We start from the raw sequence: 21,348 nt of genomic DNA on the forward strand, positions 1-21,348 counted from the left end.
AATGCTTATAATCTTTATGAATTACCAAAAAACGCAATATTAAAATTTATATACTTGTTCTTCAAGGTAACTTATTACATTTTTTAATTGTCTTAATGTATCTTTTTGAGACTGCTCGTTAGTTGTATCAACATTAGTGGATAATTTTGTAATACTATTTTTTATTAGATTTAAATCTTCTTTATAGCGCTTTAGTAGATCCAGTTCTACATCTACTTGATTTGCAAACGTATGCAAATCATTTTGTGTAAGAAGAAGCATTGATTTTTGTAAATCAGCTATTGATAATTTCGTTGTTAAATCATATATTTTTTGATTTTGTTTCTCTAAATCATCTAAATATGCTCGCTGTTCTGCTGTTAATTTATTTACTTCAGCAAAAACGCCAAATGTTTTCTTAATCTTTTCGGTATCAATGACCTTCATCAGGTCATACTCTTGTGTTTTTGCTGCGGCTGCGGCTGCTATTTCACCTTGTTTGCTTTTCTCAATTGCTTCACGAGCTGCTTTTTTTGCTGCTTCAATCTCTAGAGCAGTTTTACCTTGTTCTGTCGCTTCTTGCGCCGCTTTTTTCTCCGCTTCTAAAATAGAGTTGTTAATTTCTTTTCCTTTGTTATACGCTGCCACCCCTGCTTGAGCAGCCGGTTCAATAATTTCTTTTGAAAGACTATAAACTTCTTTGAATATAGCAAATCCCTGTTCATTTAAAGCCCCTGGTATTAATGCAATTTGCTGTAAATCATTTTGAATTGCTTTTTTGGTATTTAATATTTCATTTTTTAACTGATCTATTTTTCCTGTTCCATCTGTACTTAGTATGCCTTGCGCAGTTGCCACATTAGTATCAAAATCTTTTAATTTTTTATCAAGCTGTAATTTAAGATCTGTTAATTCATTGATTTGTCGTTGCGCATTTTCTTGATTCGTCATAGCCATTTCTTGAAGTACTTCAAGTCTATCCGAAAACCCTTCTCTATCTTCTTTATTGTCTACAAACGATTTTAATGTCGGGTAATAACTATTAAATTTTGTTACAAATCCTTTACTTTTTGAATTTAATAGAATTAACTGTGGATAGAGTTCCGATGACCATTCCTTCATATCTTGTTTGATTAGGAATTGATTGGTATTTAAAGCTGGGACTTCCTCTAGCTGTACATTAGGACTCATTAAAGATTGATCAATATACGTTTGGACTAATTTAGAATGCGCACCTAATTTTCGTAATGATGAAGAAATATCCATGTTTTCTTGTTGAGTTTCTGCTTGAACGATTGGTGTTGCGAGAGTATTGATAGGAATAGTTGCTCCAGTTACAATGGATGTTATTAAAAATCCTGTCATTATTTTAGTTTTCATTCCGTACACTCCTTTACCATTGTTTTTATAACTTAATTCATATAACTTGTACGACCGCTCTCTTTGTAAACTGGATAAGAAGGAGAAATCTTTCAGATACGTTAATATCGTTGTTTTTTACTTCTAATAGGATATAAGGATTTTATTTATCTCTCATTTCGATACTCTATTTTTTAAAATATAAATAACAAAAATTTATTAACTATATTTGAATCAGGCACCTTATGAGTAGTAAATTATTAATTCTTTCCTAAAGTTGCGGTTTAACTTACAGAATCGTGAGGATCAATAAACCAATGCTTACAGTTAATCTTGTCATAACATTGTTTAATTTCAATTTGATAATATCCCTCTTAGTTTTGTCAGCAAACTCCTTACTAGACAACAAAAGATGAAATTATACTGTACATTGCTTATACTTTTATTGCGGAATAACTTCACTTTTGTTATGCAGAAACTTAGAACACGTTTATTACCAATTTGATTCTTGACCTCTCGTAAATAAATTGACTATTTAGAAAATTATTAAAGACATAATGTTACTTATAACTTCACTATAATTCCTATTAGCGTAACCTTCTCCTTTCTGTCTGGTCATACCAGTTATGTTGTTCATTAAAACATTAAATTTTTAATGCGTAAATAGAAAAATTTTGTCGATTAAGCTCGATAATTCACTGTTAAATAAAAATATGTCCCGAAAAAAATTATATAAATATAGTTATTCGTAAATTTCATTTCTGTAATTGGAATGATTACAAATTAATGTGTATACGGTTAAAAATAACTATTTTAGCTCAACCAAGAAATTTTATTTTAGAAAAAATACTTATAGAATAATATAATAGGTCTTTTTATACTTTTTTACCTTTATTTACTTATGTATAATTGCATAAAATGTAGATATATTTAGTAATATATGTTACATTATTGATTTTTCACAAAAATCCTAATATCATTATTAATAAATATCCAGTATGAAGATATTAGTCTATAAACTTATCTTCGTTATAAACATAGGTTTTAAATTACAAAAAAGCTGCAAAGCTTCCTTGGAACACTTTGCAGCCTTCTGTCTTTTTATTTCCTTTAGCAAAATAACGGTTAGTATATTTTTTCAAATTAACAATATGGTACAAAGATTTCCATTGAGCTTTTGCTCACATATGTGTTTATAAAGTCTTCAAGAGCTATTTGTTTGAGCTGACATCAGACTAGTTTATCTGATTCAGAACTATACCGATAAAGTGCAACTTTAATCAGTGGGGGTTTTGTTCATCCCCACTGATTATTAGCCCACACCAATCGGGCTTTTACGGGCAGCCCGCCCCCCCACCTAACTTCTTTGCTTTCGCTGAATTTTTAGATGGAGGTCTTACTGCCCGGCAAATAGCGGGATAAATTCAGCACATGATTGTTATTAAAAAAATAGATATACTTTGTTTCTCCATTATTTTTCTAACTCCTAAAAATTGAAACTGTTCCGCTAACAAGATAATATCTGGTTAATCTCATACGTCTATTTGAATACAAGTTCTTTTTCTAGACAAATCACAAACTCTTTCTAGCGTAATAAGTCCAGTATTTTCATCTTTTGGGGTACTTACACCCATGTTTAAGTCTTTACATTGGAGACAGCAAATAACAAGCTTATATTATTGTATATTTTTCACGGTACTGCCTAGGAGTCATGCTAGTGATTTTTTTGAAAACTCTTATAAAATAACTTTGGTCATTAAAGTTAAGCCAAGCACAGATATCTGATAACGAATAAGTAGTGAGGGTTAATAATTTCTTTGCTTCTTCCACTCGTTCCCTTTGAATATATTCGCTTAAAGTAATTCCCATTTCTTTTTTAAATAGTTTAGACAGATAAGTAGGCGTAATTTCTAAATGATTAGCAAGTTCATTCAGAGATATTCCATCGTAAACATTTTTATTAATATGTTTTATACATGTAGTAACCGCGTAAGAATACTTTTTTGCATTGTATTCTTTCACACGATCTGCAAAGGTACGTAAAGCGTCCCCTGACAATCGCTTTACAGATTCTACACTATCTAATTGTTCCAGGGTTTGTATATATAAAATACTATGAGCAAAAGCAATATCTGGTGGCAGATTTCCTTCTATTGCATATCGAGTGGCTAAGGTAATCGCAATAATTCCAAGGTTTTTTTGATTCCTGAGCGGATCCTCTATTAGCATAAGTTCAACATCTTCTTGTGAAACCGCATACATATACTGTATTAACTTTTTTTTATTTCCTTCTTTGATAGTCGAAAAGAAATCATTTACTAATGCCATATTGTGTGTTTTAGGTTTGTTTTGTCGGCGTTTTAAAATATATAAATCAGGTTTCACAATTTTATTAGGAACTTCCTCTAGTACTTTATTTTTTTCCAAGACAATATCTACATCTAACTTTTCATTGAAAATCATGTAATGTAATAAAATTCCCATATCAATTAATGTAGTTTTTTTAATCTCAGATAAACACTGATAATAGGCAAGTCTTTCTTGAATGTTATCATTTGATTTAAATTCTTTCTGAAATTTTATGATCATATCATCTGAATCTTTTGAATGTATAGTAGGACCGATTATAATAGTCCCTTTAATATCATCATGATTTTCTATATGAATTAGAACAAAATTTTCAAGATAGTTGTTACTTCGGAAAAGTGGCAAGTTAAAGGGATCGTTTTCTTGATAAATATCACTAAGATGTTCTTCTTTTGAAGAATAAAAAGGACTACAAACATTATCAGATGTAGAATGATATAAAATTTTTCTGTCTGTAGACAAAATATGCACAGGGGCATTAAATGCTTTATGTGCAAGATCACACAAGTGTTGTATATCGATAGAAGTATTCATTACATTCTCCTTTATAGATCCATAAAATATATTTTGTTATATATAATTCACGACAAATAATACTATAAAATATCAAATTAGTACAATTCACAACAAAATATTACTATATCTTTTTTATAAAAATCATATATTATTTAATTGTAGTTAGCATCTAAATATCAGAGTAGATACGTAAAGGAAATACACTAAGTTCTTTTCTTAATTCTACAAAATATAATTATTGAATTTGAGAAAACAGTGAAGTACTTCAAAATACAGTGGTAGTCAATGCGAGGACCAAGCTGGAAAAAGATTTAAAATAAAGCGAAAGTAACAGGAGATACTGTACCACCGCAAGAAACAACAGTCAAAGTTCCAATTCAATCATTTATACAAATTGAATTCAAAAAATAAATACTGCTAATTTAAATGTGAAACTGAAAAACTATTTTGCTCCAAATTTTAGAAAAAGATAATAAAGAAGTTGTGAAATTGGAAACAGATGAAAGCGATACGGCTATTTTTGAAGCACTATGCTTTGAAAAGTACAAGGTGGAGGAAATTCAAGTACTCAATTAAATATTTAATTGAGAGAAAGGTCTTTTCATCAACTAAAAATAAAAAACGAATGGAATATTCAAAAACATGACACTATATTACTGGTCGTAACAATAGTTTTACTTTCCACAAAAGAGGAAAAAATATATAGACTTTACAAATACTAAGAATAGCAAACTAGCTAGTTTTATTACCTCATCACATAAAGTGAAACTTTAATCAGTGGGGGTTTTGTTCATCCCCCACTGATTATTAGCTCTCACCAATCGGGCTTTTACGGGCAGCCCGCCCCCCACCTAACTTCTTTGGCTTCGGCTGAATTTTGAGGTGGAGGTCTTACTGCCCGGCAAATAGCGGGATAAACTTATTATTAATTTCCAAATACAATAGTTGTTAATCAACAAAAAAACTTCAATAATTAAGGTGCACAGTAAATTGACCTCAAAACAGTAATTACTACAATATCAGTTTTTACTTATTCTATAAAAAAGAAATATCACTTAATGATTATTATTTTATATCGATTTAGACATAGAACATTTTATTATATCGGCTTAAGTATTATGGAATTAAAATTGCAAATAACGCCAAAACTCTTTTAAGGGCTCGTACATCGTTCGTATCAGGTTGATTATCTTTTGATACCTATGTCATTAACACAAATAAAAAAGTTTATTACAAAGGAATCTGAGAGGTTTTTTCAATTTCGAAATTTATTTTTTTGTAAATTAAAGGAAAAATAATCCATATATACGGATTATTTTCTTAGTGTACTCTGTATTGACCTGTTAACTGTTTTTCAGCCATTCGAACTAAGCGTTTTGTAATCTCTCCACCGATCCGAACCATTTGCAGATGATGTGATGTATCAGGTCCCAGTGTGACTCCTAGTTCAAAAGCAATTTCATACTTCATTTGCTCGATAGTACTTGTAGTAGCAGAAATAAGAATTTCATTTGTATTACTTTCGCATCTTTGAATATTTATAAATAACATGTACCTAATTATGCTATTTACGCATGAGTAACCTAATTTATTCCAGTATTTTTATAGGAACCCTTTCCCTCCCCTTATTCCACCAATTAAATTTGAAACACAAATGTACATTGCATTTCAATATAACAATAAAAGCTACAAAAGCAACGAATTTACTATTTTAAAGTTAAGTGTTTAACCTTGAAGTACTTAAATTCTTTTTTCCAGATAAAGCATACATTATATCTTGATGTTTTATTGTCCTCTTATAATTATGTGGTATCGGGAATTTATTTCGGTGTTCTTTTATTATAATTAAAGTTTGAAGTTCTATGTTCAATACTTTTGCGAGGACATGATAGTTATATCCATTGTTTAACAGAGAAATTATGTCATAAAACATAGTTTTTCCACCCACTAATTTTACTAATTTATTCTTTAACTCATCCCCTTTTTCTTTAGCTTCATCAATTTCTAACAACATAGATTTTTTATTTGTCTGCTTAATGTATTGAGTATACAACTCTGGGAATTCTTTTTGTACTTCTTTGTTTAATACTGGTTTATATTTAATCATATAAGTAACTTGTAACAATGAGCGTTTTAACAAACTATCTTCAATGAGATACGCTACTTTATTAAATAAATGGACATATTCCTCAATATTGGAATAACTATTAAAATGAGCTAATACTCTACTTTTTATACTAAAAGCCTTGCCTACATAAATAATATTGTCATTATAATCTTTAATGAAATAAATACCACTGTCAGTTTTTTTCAATTTATTATCTAATTCTTCTATACTCATAAAATGCAATTCACTCATACTTCTCTCTCCTTAGCAGTTTTAAATCGTAAAAAACAAGCAAGGTTTCTAAAAAAGTACTTAGCTGCCCTAGCATCTCTAATTTTATCTCTTGCTAAATGTCAAAAAACTGTTTCTATGTTCCTCAACTATCAATATGATTATTAATAAAATTTTCTATCGTTATTATCTCGCAATTTTATCATGTAATTTCGAGATCGTTTCCTCATTTAAATTACTGTGTTTTATCGAATAAAGGAAATATATTACTACCCCAATAGTAATCCAAATACTAAAGTACACCCATGTCCTTAACGGTAAATTTAGCATTAAAAACACACAGCATACAATTGCAACGCATGGTAATACAGGTACAAAAGGTACCATAAATCCACGTTTTAAATTTGGGTGTGATTTACGTAGAATAATAACTGATAGACAAACTAACGCAAACGTCACCAAACTACCGATATTAACTAAATTAACTAATTCTTTCAAATCAATAAACCCAGCTATTATAGAGCTCCCTATTCCTGCCAATCCAGTTATAAAAGTGGGTGCTCCAGTTTTCTTATTAACTTTCGCAAATGATTTCGGTAACAATCCATCACGACTCATTGCAAAGAATACTCGTGTTGCCGCATACATATTGGAAAAAATAACAGCCATAAGGCCAATTACAGCACCTGCAGCAATTGCACCAGCGACTTTTCCTTGTCCTACAACTTCCATTACATAAGCCATCGCCTCAGGAACATTTAATTCTTTATAAGAAACCATTCCTGTCATAACAAGGCATACCATAACATAAATAATTGTACATATGATTAATGATGCAATAATACCGATTGGAAGATTACGTTTCGGATCTTTTACTTCTTCTGCTGAAGTTGCTAATATATCAAAACCCGTAAAAGCGAATAAAATAGCTGCTCCACCCGTAAAAACTCCACTTAAACCGTATGGTGCAATTGGTATCCAGTTCATTGGTTTTACATAGAATATACCAACCGTAATAAACAACAAAATCATTCCAATTTTAATCAATACCATTGTATTATTGATTCGTTTACTTTCCCTCGTACCACGGGATAACATCCATGCTAATATCAATGTAATGATTACTGCTGGTAGATTCACAATACCACCATGCGAAGGAATCGTTACTAGAGCTTTAGGTATCTCTAATCCAAATCCCTTTATTAAATTGTGGAAATAGCCTGTCCATCCAGCAGCGACAGCCGCTGTTGCCACGATATATATTAATAGCAATGACCAACCTACTAGATGAGCAACAAACTCACCAATTGTTGCATATGAGTATGTATATACACTACCAGACGCCGGGAGTGTAGAAGCAATTTCCGCGTAACATAATGCTATAAATCCACATATAATTGCTGCAAGTATAAATGAAAAAACAACTGCTGGGCCAGCATTTCTTGCTGCTACTAATCCAGTTAACACAAGAACACCCGTTCCAACTATCGAGCCTACCCCTAACATAATTAAATCAAATGCTCCTAATGTTTTCGTTAAAGTCTTGCTTTGATTATGCTCTAACAATTGTGTAACGGATTTCTTTTTTAGTAAATTACTCATATTTTCTGTATCCCCTTTAAAATAAGGTTTATTCTTCTCGTTAGTGTTGTATATAAATTTACTTAGTTATTAACTAGCCTCATAATATTTCTTTTACATTAAATAGATTTAAAATATTATATAAATTCGCTTCTCACTTACTAGTTAAACTAGACATTTCCATAGATTTTTGCGTACAACGTTTCATAGCTGAAATGATAGCTGTTCTTAAACCTTTTTCTTCTAGCGTTACTACAGCCTCTATCGTCGTTCCACCTGGAGAACAAACCATATCCTTCAATTCACCTGGATGTATTCCTGTTTCCAATACCATTTTTGCAGAACCTAATACAGCCTGAGCAGCAAATTTATAAGCTTGTTTTCTCGACATACCGCCAAGTACAGCAGCATCTGCCATGGCTTCTATAAACATATACACATATGCTGGAGAAGAACCACTAATAGATGTAACAACATCCATTAGTTTTTCATTTATAACCTCCGTCTGGCCGAAAATATTAAATATGTTCAGTACCTCTTTTATATCTTTTTCTGTAACCATTTCATTAAAACATAACGCAGACATTCCTTCTCCAACAAGTGCCGGTGTATTAGGCATTACTCTAACAACTTTTAACTTTCTACCAAATTCATTCTCAGTGCTCTTAATACTTTTTCCTGCAGCAATAGTTACAACGATTACATCATTTTTTATTTGATCTTTTATTTGGTTAATTACCGATGAGTATAAATCTGGTTTGATTGATAAAATTAAAATGTCAGCGCTGTTAGCGACTTCATTGTTGTTAGTAGTTATAGTTATGCCATATTCATTACTAGCATTTTTTAAATTAATAACATTTAAATCTGAACAAATTATTTGATCTGGAGAAACTATATTTTTTTTAATCATCCCACCTATCATAGCAATACCCATGTTTCCACATCCGATGAATCCTATTTGTTTATTCATAATAATTTGCTCTTGCTCCTTCTACTCTAAATTTTATTGATTTTGAAATTATTATTCTAAATAAGGGCTATTACAATTACTTGGTTTATCAATAGAATTTCAAAATTCTCCTTCCTATATAGAGCTTACATATACCTCTAATAACTTCTTTGCTTTCGCTGAATTTTGAGGTGTGGGTCTTACTGCCCGGCAAATAGCGGGATAAAATCATTTCTTTAATCTATAATAAGAAGGACATAAAAAAACAAAAAGTTACAAAAATTTTCAAATTAAAACTTTTATAACTTTTTGTTTTGATGTAAATATAATTTCAATTAATGTATCTCACCGTTTTAAACTTGACGCTCCATAATCTTGTATAGTTACATTTATATGATATTTAATCGGTACTTTACTAAATGTTTGATCCCAATCTTTTTTGACTTTCTCCCATGTTCTCGGGTGTTTAATTCTTAATTGGTTGCCAAAACCCGCAATATCGACTTGGTATTCTTTTTGTATTTTTTTTGTAACATGATGTACTAAGTGCTTTACTTCTTTTTCAATAGCTTTTTCTTCCCTTTTTAAAAATTCATTTTCAAAATCTTTTCCTGATTGCATCCAATTTTCAGACAAACGCCCTTCTGATTCAATGTTTACATCAAAGGAAATATTATTTCCGTTAACATGTGGTATGATTTTGCTTTTTATTGACTTTATTTCGTATATAATGAGTTTCTTTGATTCTTTATCAAAAGTTTTTACCACACCACCATTCCTTTTTCCATTTATCCATACTACTCCTTCCAATTCCTGTTCATTTAAAAAGCCCATCAACTTTTTTGTCTTCCCTTTAATTACAGCAGCTCCTGCAAATTTTGTTTCCCCTTTTATCGAGATTACATTTTGCAAAAGAAAACTGGACCCTGACCGCATCTTTCCTTCCAATTTAGCGAGCGAGACAGGAGGTAAAATCCTTGTTGTTCTATTTCTATTATCTGCAATTCCAGACAAACGAAATGCTGGGATTTCTCCTTTTTTGTTTGATTCCAGTACCTCCTTCGCTAGACCCTTGCTAATTAAGAGCATACAGCTAAGCCGAACTTCATTGTCACGGAGATACTGTTCAAGTAATTGTTCTAAACTGAATGTACGTACAAGACTATCACTAATAACAATGTTTTTTAAATGTGGGCTGAACATTGTGCTCTCTCTTTTCAATGAAAACTCACGAACAATTTGATGAATGGAATCACCGGTCTCAGAAACATTTATATAACGTTTTTGTTGTCCATTTCCTTTACTTTGTGCTTGCGAACTAACAATTTGATAAGTAGCTGTTATAAGATTTCTTTTAGGATAACCTCCTTCCTCATCCTCTTTCTCAATTGTTGAATCCTTCCCTTTATCTAGTGCTATACCTGCAGTTAAACTCAACTCTTCTACTTCTTTACTGCTCCAACATCCTGTTAAAAATAGAAGCAAAAGCGTCCATAACAAAGCCAAATAGAACCGCATATAATTAAATTTATTTTTCACACTACTCCTCCTTTTAATCGCGTAATAATAAGAAGAAGCAGTGGCAGTAAACCAAATAAAAATAAAGCAGCATTACCGAGCATATCCCCCAATTTAAGCAAGTCATTTATATTTTTCGAAGTCATAGCAATGATGTAAATGATTGGAATCAAAGCAAAAATAAACGGATGAATTCCCTTTTTAAAGAGTTGTGCTAATCCTAATGCAGCTGCATAATAACTAATCGTATAGGTAGCAAATATTTGCATAATCCATATTACAAGCAATAAAGATTCAAAACGTTCAAATATCAATCCAGAAATTTCAAAACTGCGCATAAGATCAATTGTCGGCCATGTTCTTGTTACAACCCCATCAATTGATAATGCACCAATGACCATTACAACAGTTATTACATAAAAGATTAACGGAATAGAAATTCCAACTAAAATAGCTTTTACTGCTTTATTTCGTTGTTCCATAAATACCAAAAGAATTAACATAATTTCAGGACCTGTATATGCGAGAGACGTTGTTTTTATCCCATCTAACACTGGTTTAATCCCCAAACCCAATACGGGACGGAGATTATCTATCTCGAATATTCCGATGCTCATAAAGGAAATGATTAAAAAAATAAAAACAGTAATAGGAAATATTATTTCAAACATCCGTGCAATTGAATTAATACCACTCATAATCAAATAGAGACCTATCCACATAAAAGGCATAACAATAGCCCATGTGGGGGTTCCTTCGAGCAAAAAAAAGCTTATTACTTCTGCCATTGAACGAATTTGAAATGCTGAAGTTGTAAGAAAATACCCTATAATAAGAAAACTAAGCAACCTGCCTATCCATTTCCCTACAATATCTTGACTGTATTGGTAAAATGTTTTTTCTGGAAACTGCTGACTTAATTTGACCATAATTACTCCTGAAACCATTGCCAGTATTCCACCTAATATCACACTTAGCCATACATCTGGTGTTTTCACTTTTTCCACAGATGCTCTGGGCAAAGTGAGGATTCCTGTCCCAAGTATGTAATTTACAATAATAACAACTGCTTGCGAAGTTGTTATTCGGTCTTTAAGTTTAGTAATCACTGAAGGCCACTTCCTTTCGTCATCAGCTACCTTTTGCGGATATTTTTTTTGGTATGCATTATTTTTGGTCGACGTCTCATTATTTTTAATGGCATGCGAACCATAAAATCTTTCCAGTCACTAAATCGATATGGAACAGCAGGACTGGTATAAGGAACGCCAAAACTTTTCAGTTTCACTAAATGACTGCAAAGTAAAAGAAAGAAGAGAATAACTCCATACAAGCCAAATATCGCAGCACAAAACATAGCTATAAAACGAAGAATGCGTAACGTAATTCCCACACTATATTGCGGAATAGTAAAAGAAGAAATAGCTGTTACCGCAACAACGATAACCATTATTGGACTAACAATTCCTGCTTCTACGGCAGCCTGACCAATTATTAAACCACCCACAATTCCCATTGCAGGCCCAATCGGTTTAGGCAGACGTAAACCTGCTTCTCGCAAAACTTCGATAGCTACTTCCATAATTAACGCTTCTATTAAAGCGGGAAAAGGAACTCCTTCTCGCGATCCGATAATAGAAATAGCGAGCTTAGTGGGAATTAATCCTGGATGAAATGAAATAAAAGAAATATATAGTGCTGGGGCAAATAATGAAACAAAAGCTGTCATGAAGCGTAATAAGCGGAGAAGCGTACCAGGAAGCCACCTTTCATAATAATCTTCTGGTGATTGCAGCAGCATACTAAATGTAACTGGAGCAATTAAAACAAATGGTGTTCCATCTAACAAAATAGCTACTCGACCTTCCATTAAAGCACTAATAACACGATCAGGTCGTTCTGTATTTTGAATCTGCGGAAAAGGACTGAGATAATTATCTTCAATAAGTTGCTCTATATAACCAGATTCGAGTACACTGTCTATGTCAATTTTCTGAATTCTGTTTTTTATTTCATCCACCAATTCTGTACTAGCAAGATCTTTAATAAATGCGACAACTAACTCTTTCTTTGCACGTTCTCCTACTGGTAGCTTTACTAATGATAAGTTCTCATCCGCACAGTGTCGTCGCAAAAGTGAGGTATTATCACTCAATACTTCAGTAAAACCGACCCGTGGCCCTCTGACTAATGCCTCCGATACTGGTTCTTCAATATTTCGTTTATTTGCTTTTGTTGTACCAAGAATAAACACATCTGCTAAACCATCAATTAAAAGAGCTGTTGAACCTATCAATACTTTGGGTATTAAATCTTTTATGTAATGGACTTCTGCTACTTCACTAATTGTAAGAACTTTATTTTTAATATATTCTTTTGAAACAGTCCCCTCCACATAAGAAGATTCATTTTTATATTCATCAGAAAAATCATCCATTAGTAATTTCATAATATGTTTGTCAATTATCTCTTTATCTGATAGACCATCAATAAAAACGATCCCAGCTTGAATATCTGTGCGTCCAATATTAAACTTCCGAAAGCGAACATCAGAATTATGTCCGATTTGTTGCTTTATAAGTTCTAAGTTAGAGGCAAAATCATTTGTGAAATGAACGTTTGCATTTTGAGATAGTTTATGCTCTTGTTTCGTTTTAATTTGAATATTATTTTTTTTCACTTGTTTGTCTCTTGACTTCCACCAACTCATTCTTCCCACTCTTTCTCTGACATACGAACCCAACGAAAAAATCTTGAGATAGTATACGGAATTAAAAACAAGATAAAAGCTTGTACAAAGACTTTCCAATCTGGAAGATAAGAGGTAATTATGTTCCACATTTTTATCACCCAATTTATATACTCTGCTAGGATTGAGATTTCTAAAAAACGATATGTACTTAATAAAAAATAACGATAAGATTAAAGAGCAGAAAAGCGAGACATTATGCTTATTTAGTACAAATAACCTAATTAGTATAAAAACATTTCTGACCTAAAATACCATTTCCAATTATAATTTGTTAAATATTATCTCCTTTTCCCTTATTTATATGCCCGCATTTGAATTTCAAATAATATAAGGATCAATGATATTTCCTCTTAAAGAAAAAAAGATGCTAGAAGATAGCATCTTTTTTTAAATTCAACTTACTATGTAGTTATATTTTATTTTGAAAATACTCGTTTTTTTAATGAATATTAATGTTTAAAAAAATAAAAAATACATATTCTTTTGTTCTAAGTTCATGCACTTCTACCAAATCAATACGGAATTTTCTGATTTTAAAACTAATATGAAATAAAGGAGAATAAAAAGAAAAACTATTATCAATCTATCAATTGAAAATAATACTTAACAAGAGTTTATCATCTTAACTCCAAGTGTATTCGTTTTGCTTCAAAATAAAGAACTTGAATAAATTTTTTCGTATCAATACGAGCAGGTAATGTTGGTTCATTATTCAATTCTGTCATCTTTCTCCTTACGGTAGTAAAATCAAAAAATCTAGAAGCATAATTTTCGAACTTCGGGTTTAAAAAATCAGTAAGTCCAAGGGATGCTAAATGGTTTAATGATTGATAAATTGCTCTCCGAATCCGTTGTTTGGAAGCTTCTATGAACCTTTTTAATTCGGCATCTTCGGCTGAATCCCCAAGTTTTTTTTGAGCCAAATTCATAAAAATCTCTTTTAGTGAGGGAAAGCCTTGTTCCAACGTGTTATCTTGTTCATATTTATATAAATAATCTAGCATATCCATCAAATCTTTACTTCCACTTTCACTGGCTATTCCTAATTCAGACAAAAGAAAATGAATGGAATTTTGAAAATGATTAAAAGTATTTAAATGTTTTTCATTACGGTATTTTTCTTGCGTACTTGAATTACTATCTAATTTTAGTACCATATTAAGCGATTCTTGAATGTTTTTTATCGATTTTTCCAAACGAATTCGTTCAATGACTTTCCGAACAACTGTTAATACTTCAATCCGGTTAATTGGCTTAATAATATAGTATTCAACACCAAGCGAATAAGCTTCAGCAATTAATTCTTTTGATTCTACTTGAGAGACCATGATGATTTTCCCTTTAAACGAAGGTTTTATTTGACGGATTGTTTTTATTCCATCTTGAATCGGCATTAACAAATCGATAAATAAAATGTCTATATTTTTAAGGATTAGCATTTGTTGCTCTAAAGATAAACCATCCTCAGCTTCTCCTATAACCTCCCCAAGATCTTCATCCTCGATAATTTGAGCCAACATTGAGCGAACCGCTTTTTCATCATCTACTATATAAAAATACATAGAATCACCCTTTCGAAATTATATGATCAATCCCTAATCTAATTATAAAAATTGATCCTTTTCCTTCGGTTCTGTCCTCAAGCGTAACATCACCTTCAAGTTGTTCGACCATTTCTTTAACATACGATAATCCGATACCTGTCGATGGGTTGCCTAAATCATCATATTTAGAAGTAAACCCAGGCTCAAAAATTGAATCTTTATATTTTGAAGAAATACCAGGACCATTATCGCCTATTTGAAATTCAACAAAATGGTGGTCTTTATTAATGTCAATTGTGATGGTTCCCATACCTTGGATAGCTTCTACAGCGTTTGTAACGATATTATTTATAATAGATAAGATTGTGTAAATATGATAATGAGAATGCACACCATCAATTTTATACACAAATTGGATGTCTTTCTCTAGCAACCGTGCATATTTCGTATTTGCCCGTATAATGATATTTACTAGTTCATGTACAGACATATAATCTGTAAAACTTTCATCAGAAATTAGTTTTGAAAGTCCCGCAAAAATACGTTGGTTATCCTTTTTAACGTCATGGACCTCACCAGCAATTTGTAATGCCTGTTGCCTTAAATCCCCAAACTGAAAATCCATCTGTTTGTGCTCAAAAGAGTCTAAGGTTTTATATAAATCATAGGATTTTTTTGTTATATTCTCAGCATCTTGTAATGTTTTCTTTAAATGAACAGCATCTTCATATAAATTAGAGATAAGCATGAGCATGTGTTCATTTTGCTTCTTTATATGTCTCTCCCTTGATTGCGCTTCATACAATTTCATCATATTGAAAAAGCTTAGAACTATAAAACTATGGGAACATGCGATAACAATAATCTCATTTATTGCCTCGGATGTGATCGATGTTTTTAATACGAAATATTGAATCATTAATTCCACACAGTCTGACAGTATTTCAATCATGCAACCAATAAAACCAATCATTAGTGGTTGATGATAAAAACGTTTGATTTTTGCTAAATGAAAGAGATACGAATAAGTAAAATAAAAGAAAAAACTAGGATAGTGCGTATGAAAAGCGGCTAGCCAATCCATATTTCCCTTTATAATGACATCCATTGAGATACGAAATACTACAACGACTATCGCTGTTAAAAAACCCGGTAAAAATGCTGGAATTCGTCGAAACAATAACAAAAAAAAGAAAAATGTTGGTGCGCCAAAGCTCATTCTAAATGTTTCATTTAAAGGAAATGACTTTATTTCACCTACTAAGGGTACTGTAAGTATCATTAAAACGAGAATATAGATGTCTTTTTTTACTAAATTACTAAGATTCAAAATAATCACTTCTCACTTTCGCCTAACAGTCAGTATACAAACCTATTTGCATTAATACAATACTTACTCTATTTTTTTCAAAAACTGATAAATAAGATATAAACGAAAGCATTATAGATTGTGAGTATTCATTACACCCTTCTACTTTAGAAAGATACTTTATAACTCAAAAATGTTCAGACACAATATAAGGTCTGAACACTTTTGGACTCGCTCTAACACCAAAATATCTGTGCTCCTTTTTAAAATATACTTAAATCCCATTCTTTTGCAATATGTTCTAACAACATAATTCCTGGTAAACTATTCCCATATTCATCAATGGCTGGTCCGTAAATACCAATACCACATCCATCTTGGAATGATAAATCCTTCCTAGATTTTGAGGGAACAAGTGTCATAATTCCACCGGATACCCCACTCTTAGCTGGTAATCCAATGAAAGCAGCAAATTTTCCAGAAGCATTGTACATTCCACAAGTTAGCATTAAAGCTTTTGTTAACCTAGCTACTTCTTTAGGGAGCACTTGTTCTTTGCGAATAGGATGATATCCATCATGTGCTAGTATAAGCCCTATTAAGGCAATATCTTCTGTATTTATTTCAATCGAACATTGTTTTAAGTAAACCTCTAGTGTCTCCTCCACATCTGATTCTAGAAAACCATTCTCCTTTAAATAGTATGCTAATGCTCTATTACGATGAGCCGTTTCCCATTCTGATTGAAATACTATTTCATTAATAGCGGGACGCTTCTCTATCATTTTTTCAATTAATACGTATAGAGATTCTAATTTTTCTTGCACCGATGTCCCTGGCAAAAGTGAAGCTATCGTAATCGCTCCAGCATTGATCATAGGATTAAAAGGTTTTCCTGGTTTATGTATCTCTAAACGAATAATTGAATTAAAGGCATCTCCAGTTGGCTCTACGTCAACTCGTTCTAATACATAAGAAATACCGCGACTTAAACAAGCGGCTATAAAACCGATTACTTTTGATATACTTTGTAATGTGAAAGGTATCTCCCAATCTCCTGATTTTATCATTGTTCCATCTGGCTTTACTATACAAATACCTAACTGCGATACATTTATTTCCCCCAGAGCGGGAATATAACTGGCGCTTCGTCCCTTAGCTGCATACGCTCGATAATGAGCTACCCATTGATCTAAGCAAACTTTTTCTTGACCCTCAACTTGAACGCTAGAATCCTTTATCATTTAATCATATTCCCCCGTACTATTAACTTTATATAGAATGATTTTTTCTTTACTATAATCAATAATATTTGCACTAGAACCAAGAAAAATATTCAGACATATTGCAGTCTGAATATCCTTCTTATTACACACTTTTCTTTTTTGAAGTTTTCTCATAACTATCCCAACATTCAATATTTTCAAGCCCTTTAATGTTTTCTTTATAAAAAACAGGATCTTTACCAGCTTTTTTCTGTTTTATATAATCTTGTAACGCCGCAAATGCTACTTTTGAAAGTAAGGTAATAGCAATTAAATTAATAATAACCATAAAGCCCATAAATAAGTCCGCTAAATCCCATACAATTTGAATCTTTGCAACAGAACCAAATACAATCATAGCCAACACACTTATTCTGTATATCATTAACCACACTTTACTTGTATGTAAGAAGCGAATATTTGTTTCACCATAATAATAGTTGCCAATTAACGCACCAAATCCAAATAAAAAAACAAAGATAGCAAGACAACCCGATGCCCAAGGACCTATGTGTTCACTTAATGCTGCTTGTGTAAGTGCAATACCATTTAACCCCGGTTGTTTATATGCATCAGACAGCAAAATAATAAAGGCAGTGCTAGTACAAATGATCAGTGTATCCGTTAATACACCAAATGCTTGAATCAGTCCTTGTTTCACCGGATGACTTGTTGTTGCTGTTGCGGCAACGTTTGGTGCACTTCCCATACCAGCTTCATTTGAGAATAAACCGCGTTTAACTCCATTCATAAGTGCTGCACCAATTGAACCGCCTGCTATTTGTTTAAAACCAAATGCGTTTTGAACAATAAGAGAAAGAACTTCCGGCATTTTTGATATGTTGGTAACTACAACAAATAATGCAACTCCAATGTATAATACTGCTAAAAATACCACCTTGTATTCAGCCATTTTTGCAATACGTTGTACACCACCAAAAATAATCGCAGCGAAAGCAATGGCCATGATTATCCCAACTGTTAGACGATCTGTACCAAATGAGTTTTGAAAAGCAATTGTAACTGTATTTGATTGTACTGAATTGAATACAAGACCAAAAGTAATTGTGATTAAAATAGAGAATAATACTCCCATCCAACGTTTATTCAACCCTTTTTCCATATAATAGGATGGACCACCGCGGAAACCAGTTTTATCTTTTACTTTATATATCTGTGCTAATGTGCTTTCGACAAAACTGGAGGCCGAGCTAATAATAGAAATAATCCACATCCAAAATACAGCTCCAGGACCACCTAATGCAATTGCAATCGCAATTCCTGTGATATTCCCTGTTCCAACGCGGGCTGCCATACCAATACAAAACGCTTGAAAAGGAGAGATTTGATCTTTAGAACCACTTTTCCCCTCCATTAATACACGGACCATTTCTTTTAACATTCGAAACTGTACAAAATTCAATTTAAATGTAAAATAAATTCCGCAAATAACAAGCATAATAATTAACAATTTAGACCATAAAAAATCATTTGTTGATCCGACTAACTCTACAAAAAATCTTTCCATATTATCACTCCATACCAAAAATTTATCTATCATAATCTATATAAAATCACCTATATTCCTTGGCATAAATACCTCATTCATATTCAAATACAACAAGGATAAAAATTTTCTATATTAATAGAATTGGCCTGTTTAAACAAACATCGCAACACGCAACCTCAAAACTGAATTTTCTAAAAACTTACCATTTATACACACGATGCTCTATCCCCTTCTGCAAAACTAATATTCTTATCCACTAATGTTGTTGTACTATTATGTTTGTTTCGTTTACCGGTGATTTACATTTAAATCATAATAATCAATAGTGATTAACTGGTTTTTTGTTAATTTTCTTAAGAACATGGAAATATCTCCTTTCTTACTACTAATCTCAAAAATAGGCTAGGTAAAAATTTCACGAAAAATCTATAAAGCGCTTTCAATCTTTAACTAAGAGAAGCTTGTCTTTAATTTATAATTAAAAGTACAGAATGTTACGAAAAAGTACAGATTTTTATAAAAACAAAAAAATATTTTAAGATTTTTCATCTAAAAAAACAGTGAGATTTTGTGAATTTTATACAGTATCCAAACGTCGCAGATTTTGTTCTATCTATCCTTTGACAAGCCTCTATTTTCTTCATAAAAACATGCATATTTTTTCTCTTTTAGAAGTTCATATAAAGTATTTGAAATCAAGAATCAACGGAATATTATAAGAATATTTAAAAAATAAAACATTTAATTTATTTATGGTATCATACAAAAAACATTTGTTTTCTCAATTAATCCCCCTAGTTGGATTCGTCTATATTGCACATATTTACAACATGAAAGACACTAAGAAAAAAGGATTTTGTTGAAGGGATGAAACATTACAAAACTCTTATTTAGGACCTTATGTCATCCTCTTTTCTAGCAATATCGAGTTATCCCAAAAACGTATATTTACTAACATAGATTACAGGTGGTGTATTGTGAAAGAAATAGTATTCGTTCAAAATAAAAAAAGACTCCTTATGAAATTCGAATTTTTAAAAAAGGATTTAGTACTTACCATTTCACTGATACTAGCAATTGTAAGCTGCTTAATACATTCGCCAAAGATCGAATATATTAACTTTGAAGTGTTAATTAGCTTATTTAATCTAATGGTGGCCATTAAGGCCTTGGAACAGCTAAAGATATTAGACAAACTTGCCGTTGCGATTTTAAATAAATGCAATAACAGCAGGTCAATATCTATTATTCTAATTTTGTTATGCTTTATTTGCTCCATGTTTGTAACAAATGATGTTGCTCTCCTCACTTTTGTACCAATAACACTTGTCATTAGTAAAAAAACACAAATGAACATGATGGATACAATCATCCTGCAGACAATTGCGGCAAACATCGGTAGTAGCTTGATGCCTATGGGAAACCCACAAAATTTATACCTATATTCTTACTATGGAATTAAGCTCATCCCATTTTTAGGTTCAATCCTGCTTTTAGCTGTACTTGGAATTAGTTTGTTATTTATATTTACTCAAAAACTTCAAAAAACAGATTTGAAAATAGAACTACCTGTTATTACCGTGAAAAATCGAAAAAAAGCTACCGTCTGGATTTTGATACTTATTACTATCATTGCATCTATTTTTGGTGTTATTAATTATTACATTGCGCTAATAGTCACACTGATAGCAGCATTTACGTTAGATAGAAACTTACTATTTAAGATTGATTACTTTCTTCTAATAACCTTTGTCTGTTTTTTTATTTTTATCGGAAACATTTCCCATTCCGATGCACTGGGGACATTTGCTCGCGCTAATTTAAGAGGAGATACTTCAGTCTTCTTTAGTTCCATATTTTTGAGTCAATTGATTAGCAATTTTCCTACTTCAATTCTTCTATCAAACTTTACTTCTGATTGGAAAGCTTTATTACTAGGAGTAAATATTGGAGGGCTTGGAACAATTATCGCATCTTTAGCCAGTGTAATCTCCTATAAACTATTCATTCAGGCCAATGTTAAAGAGAGTAAGGCATATTTAATTAAATTTAGCATTTACAACTTTTCATTTTTAATCATACTTACATGTATACAATACTTTATCTTTAAATTTCTAAAAATTTTTTAAAAAATTGATTCCTTTAGAAAAACCCAAATATCTCAATTTAATGCTGAGATATTTGGGTTTTAATATAGGTATGTTTAAAGAGCTACAACAAAGTTACCATCAATTTAATATTTTGAGATGTTCCCAAAGCGAAAACCTTTTAGCTTTTACGTTATTTAATAGAGTTTGGTTCATTTTTTATGCACTCAGTTATATAATAAATGACTGAATTTATAGGGTAATAACTTTC

Annotated in this window: 15 protein-coding genes; 2 read left to right on the forward strand and 13 right to left on the reverse strand. The window is 31.6% G+C overall.

Going from position 1 to position 21,348, the window contains the following annotated elements:
* Nucleotides 1-39: 39 nt before the first annotated feature.
* Together hblC and BHV55_RS15535 are read right to left on the reverse strand one after the other, a co-directional pair.
* Entirely contained in the window at nucleotides 40-1,359 is a 1,320-nt protein-coding gene (hblC, locus tag BHV55_RS15530) for a hemolytic enterotoxin HBL lytic component L2 (protein ID WP_000850227.1), read from the reverse strand.
* Between the two features lie 1,650 nt (nucleotides 1,360-3,009).
* On the reverse strand, nucleotides 3,010-4,239 hold the full coding sequence (locus tag BHV55_RS15535) for a helix-turn-helix domain-containing protein (protein WP_001097930.1): 1,230 nt from the start codon (nucleotides 4,237-4,239) through the stop codon (nucleotides 3,010-3,012).
* A gap of 429 nt (nucleotides 4,240-4,668) precedes the next feature.
* Between BHV55_RS15535 and BHV55_RS15540 the strand changes: the two genes are divergently transcribed.
* Nucleotides 4,669-4,797 carry a hypothetical protein gene (locus BHV55_RS15540; protein ID WP_000939299.1) on the forward strand — a complete coding sequence of 43 codons (129 nt, stop codon included), beginning with the start codon at nucleotides 4,669-4,671 and terminating at the stop codon, nucleotides 4,795-4,797.
* Between the two features lie 744 nt (nucleotides 4,798-5,541).
* On the opposite strand, the gene BHV55_RS15545 is transcribed toward BHV55_RS15540, so the two are convergent.
* The 11 genes from BHV55_RS15545 to BHV55_RS15595 all read right to left on the reverse strand — a co-directional run bounded on the left by BHV55_RS15545 (nucleotide 5,542) and on the right by BHV55_RS15595 (nucleotide 19,008).
* Nucleotides 5,542-5,772: an alpha/beta-type small acid-soluble spore protein gene (locus BHV55_RS15545; protein WP_000897397.1), complete on the reverse strand. Its 231-nt coding sequence runs from the start codon at nucleotides 5,770-5,772 to the stop codon at nucleotides 5,542-5,544.
* A 166-nt stretch (nucleotides 5,773-5,938) separates the two neighbouring features.
* Nucleotides 5,939-6,580, reverse strand: coding sequence for a nucleotide excision repair endonuclease (locus BHV55_RS15550; RefSeq protein WP_001292169.1), 642 nt, complete (start codon nucleotides 6,578-6,580; stop codon nucleotides 5,939-5,941).
* 165 nt (nucleotides 6,581-6,745) lie between these two features.
* A complete protein-coding gene (locus BHV55_RS15555) occupies nucleotides 6,746-8,161 on the reverse strand; it encodes an amino acid permease (protein WP_000067455.1) in 1,416 nt (471 codons plus the stop codon).
* A 133-nt stretch (nucleotides 8,162-8,294) separates the two neighbouring features.
* On the reverse strand, nucleotides 8,295-9,113 hold the full coding sequence (proC, locus tag BHV55_RS15560; RefSeq protein ID WP_048568447.1) for a pyrroline-5-carboxylate reductase: 819 nt from the start codon (nucleotides 9,111-9,113) through the stop codon (nucleotides 8,295-8,297).
* 324 nt (nucleotides 9,114-9,437) lie between these two features.
* Nucleotides 9,438-10,631: a Ger(x)C family spore germination protein gene (locus BHV55_RS15565; protein WP_000790799.1), complete on the reverse strand. Its 1,194-nt coding sequence runs from the start codon at nucleotides 10,629-10,631 to the stop codon at nucleotides 9,438-9,440.
* A complete protein-coding gene (locus tag BHV55_RS15570) occupies nucleotides 10,628-11,719 on the reverse strand; it encodes a spore germination protein (RefSeq protein ID WP_000628929.1) in 1,092 nt (363 codons plus the stop codon). Before BHV55_RS15570 ends, BHV55_RS15565 begins: the two co-directional genes overlap by 4 nt.
* Before the next feature lie 26 nt (nucleotides 11,720-11,745).
* Nucleotides 11,746-13,320: a spore germination protein gene (locus BHV55_RS15575; RefSeq protein ID WP_070756669.1), complete on the reverse strand. Its 1,575-nt coding sequence runs from the start codon at nucleotides 13,318-13,320 to the stop codon at nucleotides 11,746-11,748.
* 659 nt (nucleotides 13,321-13,979) lie between these two features.
* A complete protein-coding gene (locus tag BHV55_RS15580) occupies nucleotides 13,980-14,924 on the reverse strand; it encodes a response regulator (RefSeq protein WP_044584615.1) in 945 nt (314 codons plus the stop codon).
* Nucleotides 14,925-14,928: 4 nt separating this feature from the next.
* Entirely contained in the window at nucleotides 14,929-16,245 is a 1,317-nt protein-coding gene (locus tag BHV55_RS15585; RefSeq protein WP_000584794.1) for a sensor histidine kinase, read from the reverse strand.
* Between the two features lie 233 nt (nucleotides 16,246-16,478).
* Nucleotides 16,479-17,459 (reverse strand): glutaminase GlsA, encoded by a 981-nt coding sequence (gene glsA, locus BHV55_RS15590; protein WP_000588648.1) that lies wholly within the window; start codon nucleotides 17,457-17,459, stop codon nucleotides 16,479-16,481.
* Between the two features lie 124 nt (nucleotides 17,460-17,583).
* The gene (locus tag BHV55_RS15595) at nucleotides 17,584-19,008 is read right to left on the reverse strand and encodes an alanine/glycine:cation symporter family protein (RefSeq protein WP_070756671.1); all 1,425 of its coding nucleotides are present in this window, start codon (nucleotides 19,006-19,008) and stop codon (nucleotides 17,584-17,586) included.
* A 959-nt stretch (nucleotides 19,009-19,967) separates the two neighbouring features.
* Between BHV55_RS15595 and BHV55_RS15600 the strand changes: the two genes are divergently transcribed.
* Nucleotides 19,968-21,119, forward strand: coding sequence for an anion transporter (locus tag BHV55_RS15600; protein WP_000659287.1), 1,152 nt, complete (start codon nucleotides 19,968-19,970; stop codon nucleotides 21,117-21,119).
* Nucleotides 21,120-21,348 lie beyond the last annotated feature (229 nt).

This window comes from Bacillus sp. RZ2MS9 (genome assembly GCF_001816185.2).
Classification (GTDB): Bacteria; Bacillota; Bacilli; order Bacillales; family Bacillaceae_G; genus Bacillus_A; species Bacillus_A cereus.

Excerpts from the sequence above, each read along its gene's own strand:
- hblC (WP_000850227.1), bottom strand. The coding sequence starts at position 1,359 with ATGAAAACTAAAATAATGACAGGATTTTTAATAACATCCATTGTAACT.
- BHV55_RS15535 (WP_001097930.1), bottom strand. The coding sequence starts at position 4,239 with ATGAATACTTCTATCGATATACAACACTTGTGTGATCTTGCACATAAA.
- BHV55_RS15545 (WP_000897397.1), bottom strand. The coding sequence starts at position 5,772 with ATGTTATTTATAAATATTCAAAGATGCGAAAGTAATACAAATGAAATT.
- BHV55_RS15550 (WP_001292169.1), bottom strand. The coding sequence starts at position 6,580 with ATGAGTGAATTGCATTTTATGAGTATAGAAGAATTAGATAATAAATTG.
- BHV55_RS15555 (WP_000067455.1), bottom strand. The coding sequence starts at position 8,161 with ATGAGTAATTTACTAAAAAAGAAATCCGTTACACAATTGTTAGAGCAT.
- proC (WP_048568447.1), bottom strand. The coding sequence starts at position 9,113 with ATGAATAAACAAATAGGATTCATCGGATGTGGAAACATGGGTATTGCT.
- BHV55_RS15575 (WP_070756669.1), bottom strand. The coding sequence starts at position 13,320 with ATGAGTTGGTGGAAGTCAAGAGACAAACAAGTGAAAAAAAATAATATT.
- BHV55_RS15580 (WP_044584615.1), bottom strand. The coding sequence starts at position 14,924 with ATGTATTTTTATATAGTAGATGATGAAAAAGCGGTTCGCTCAATGTTG.
- glsA (WP_000588648.1), bottom strand. The coding sequence starts at position 17,459 with ATGATAAAGGATTCTAGCGTTCAAGTTGAGGGTCAAGAAAAAGTTTGC.
- BHV55_RS15595 (WP_070756671.1), bottom strand. The coding sequence starts at position 19,008 with ATGGAAAGATTTTTTGTAGAGTTAGTCGGATCAACAAATGATTTTTTA.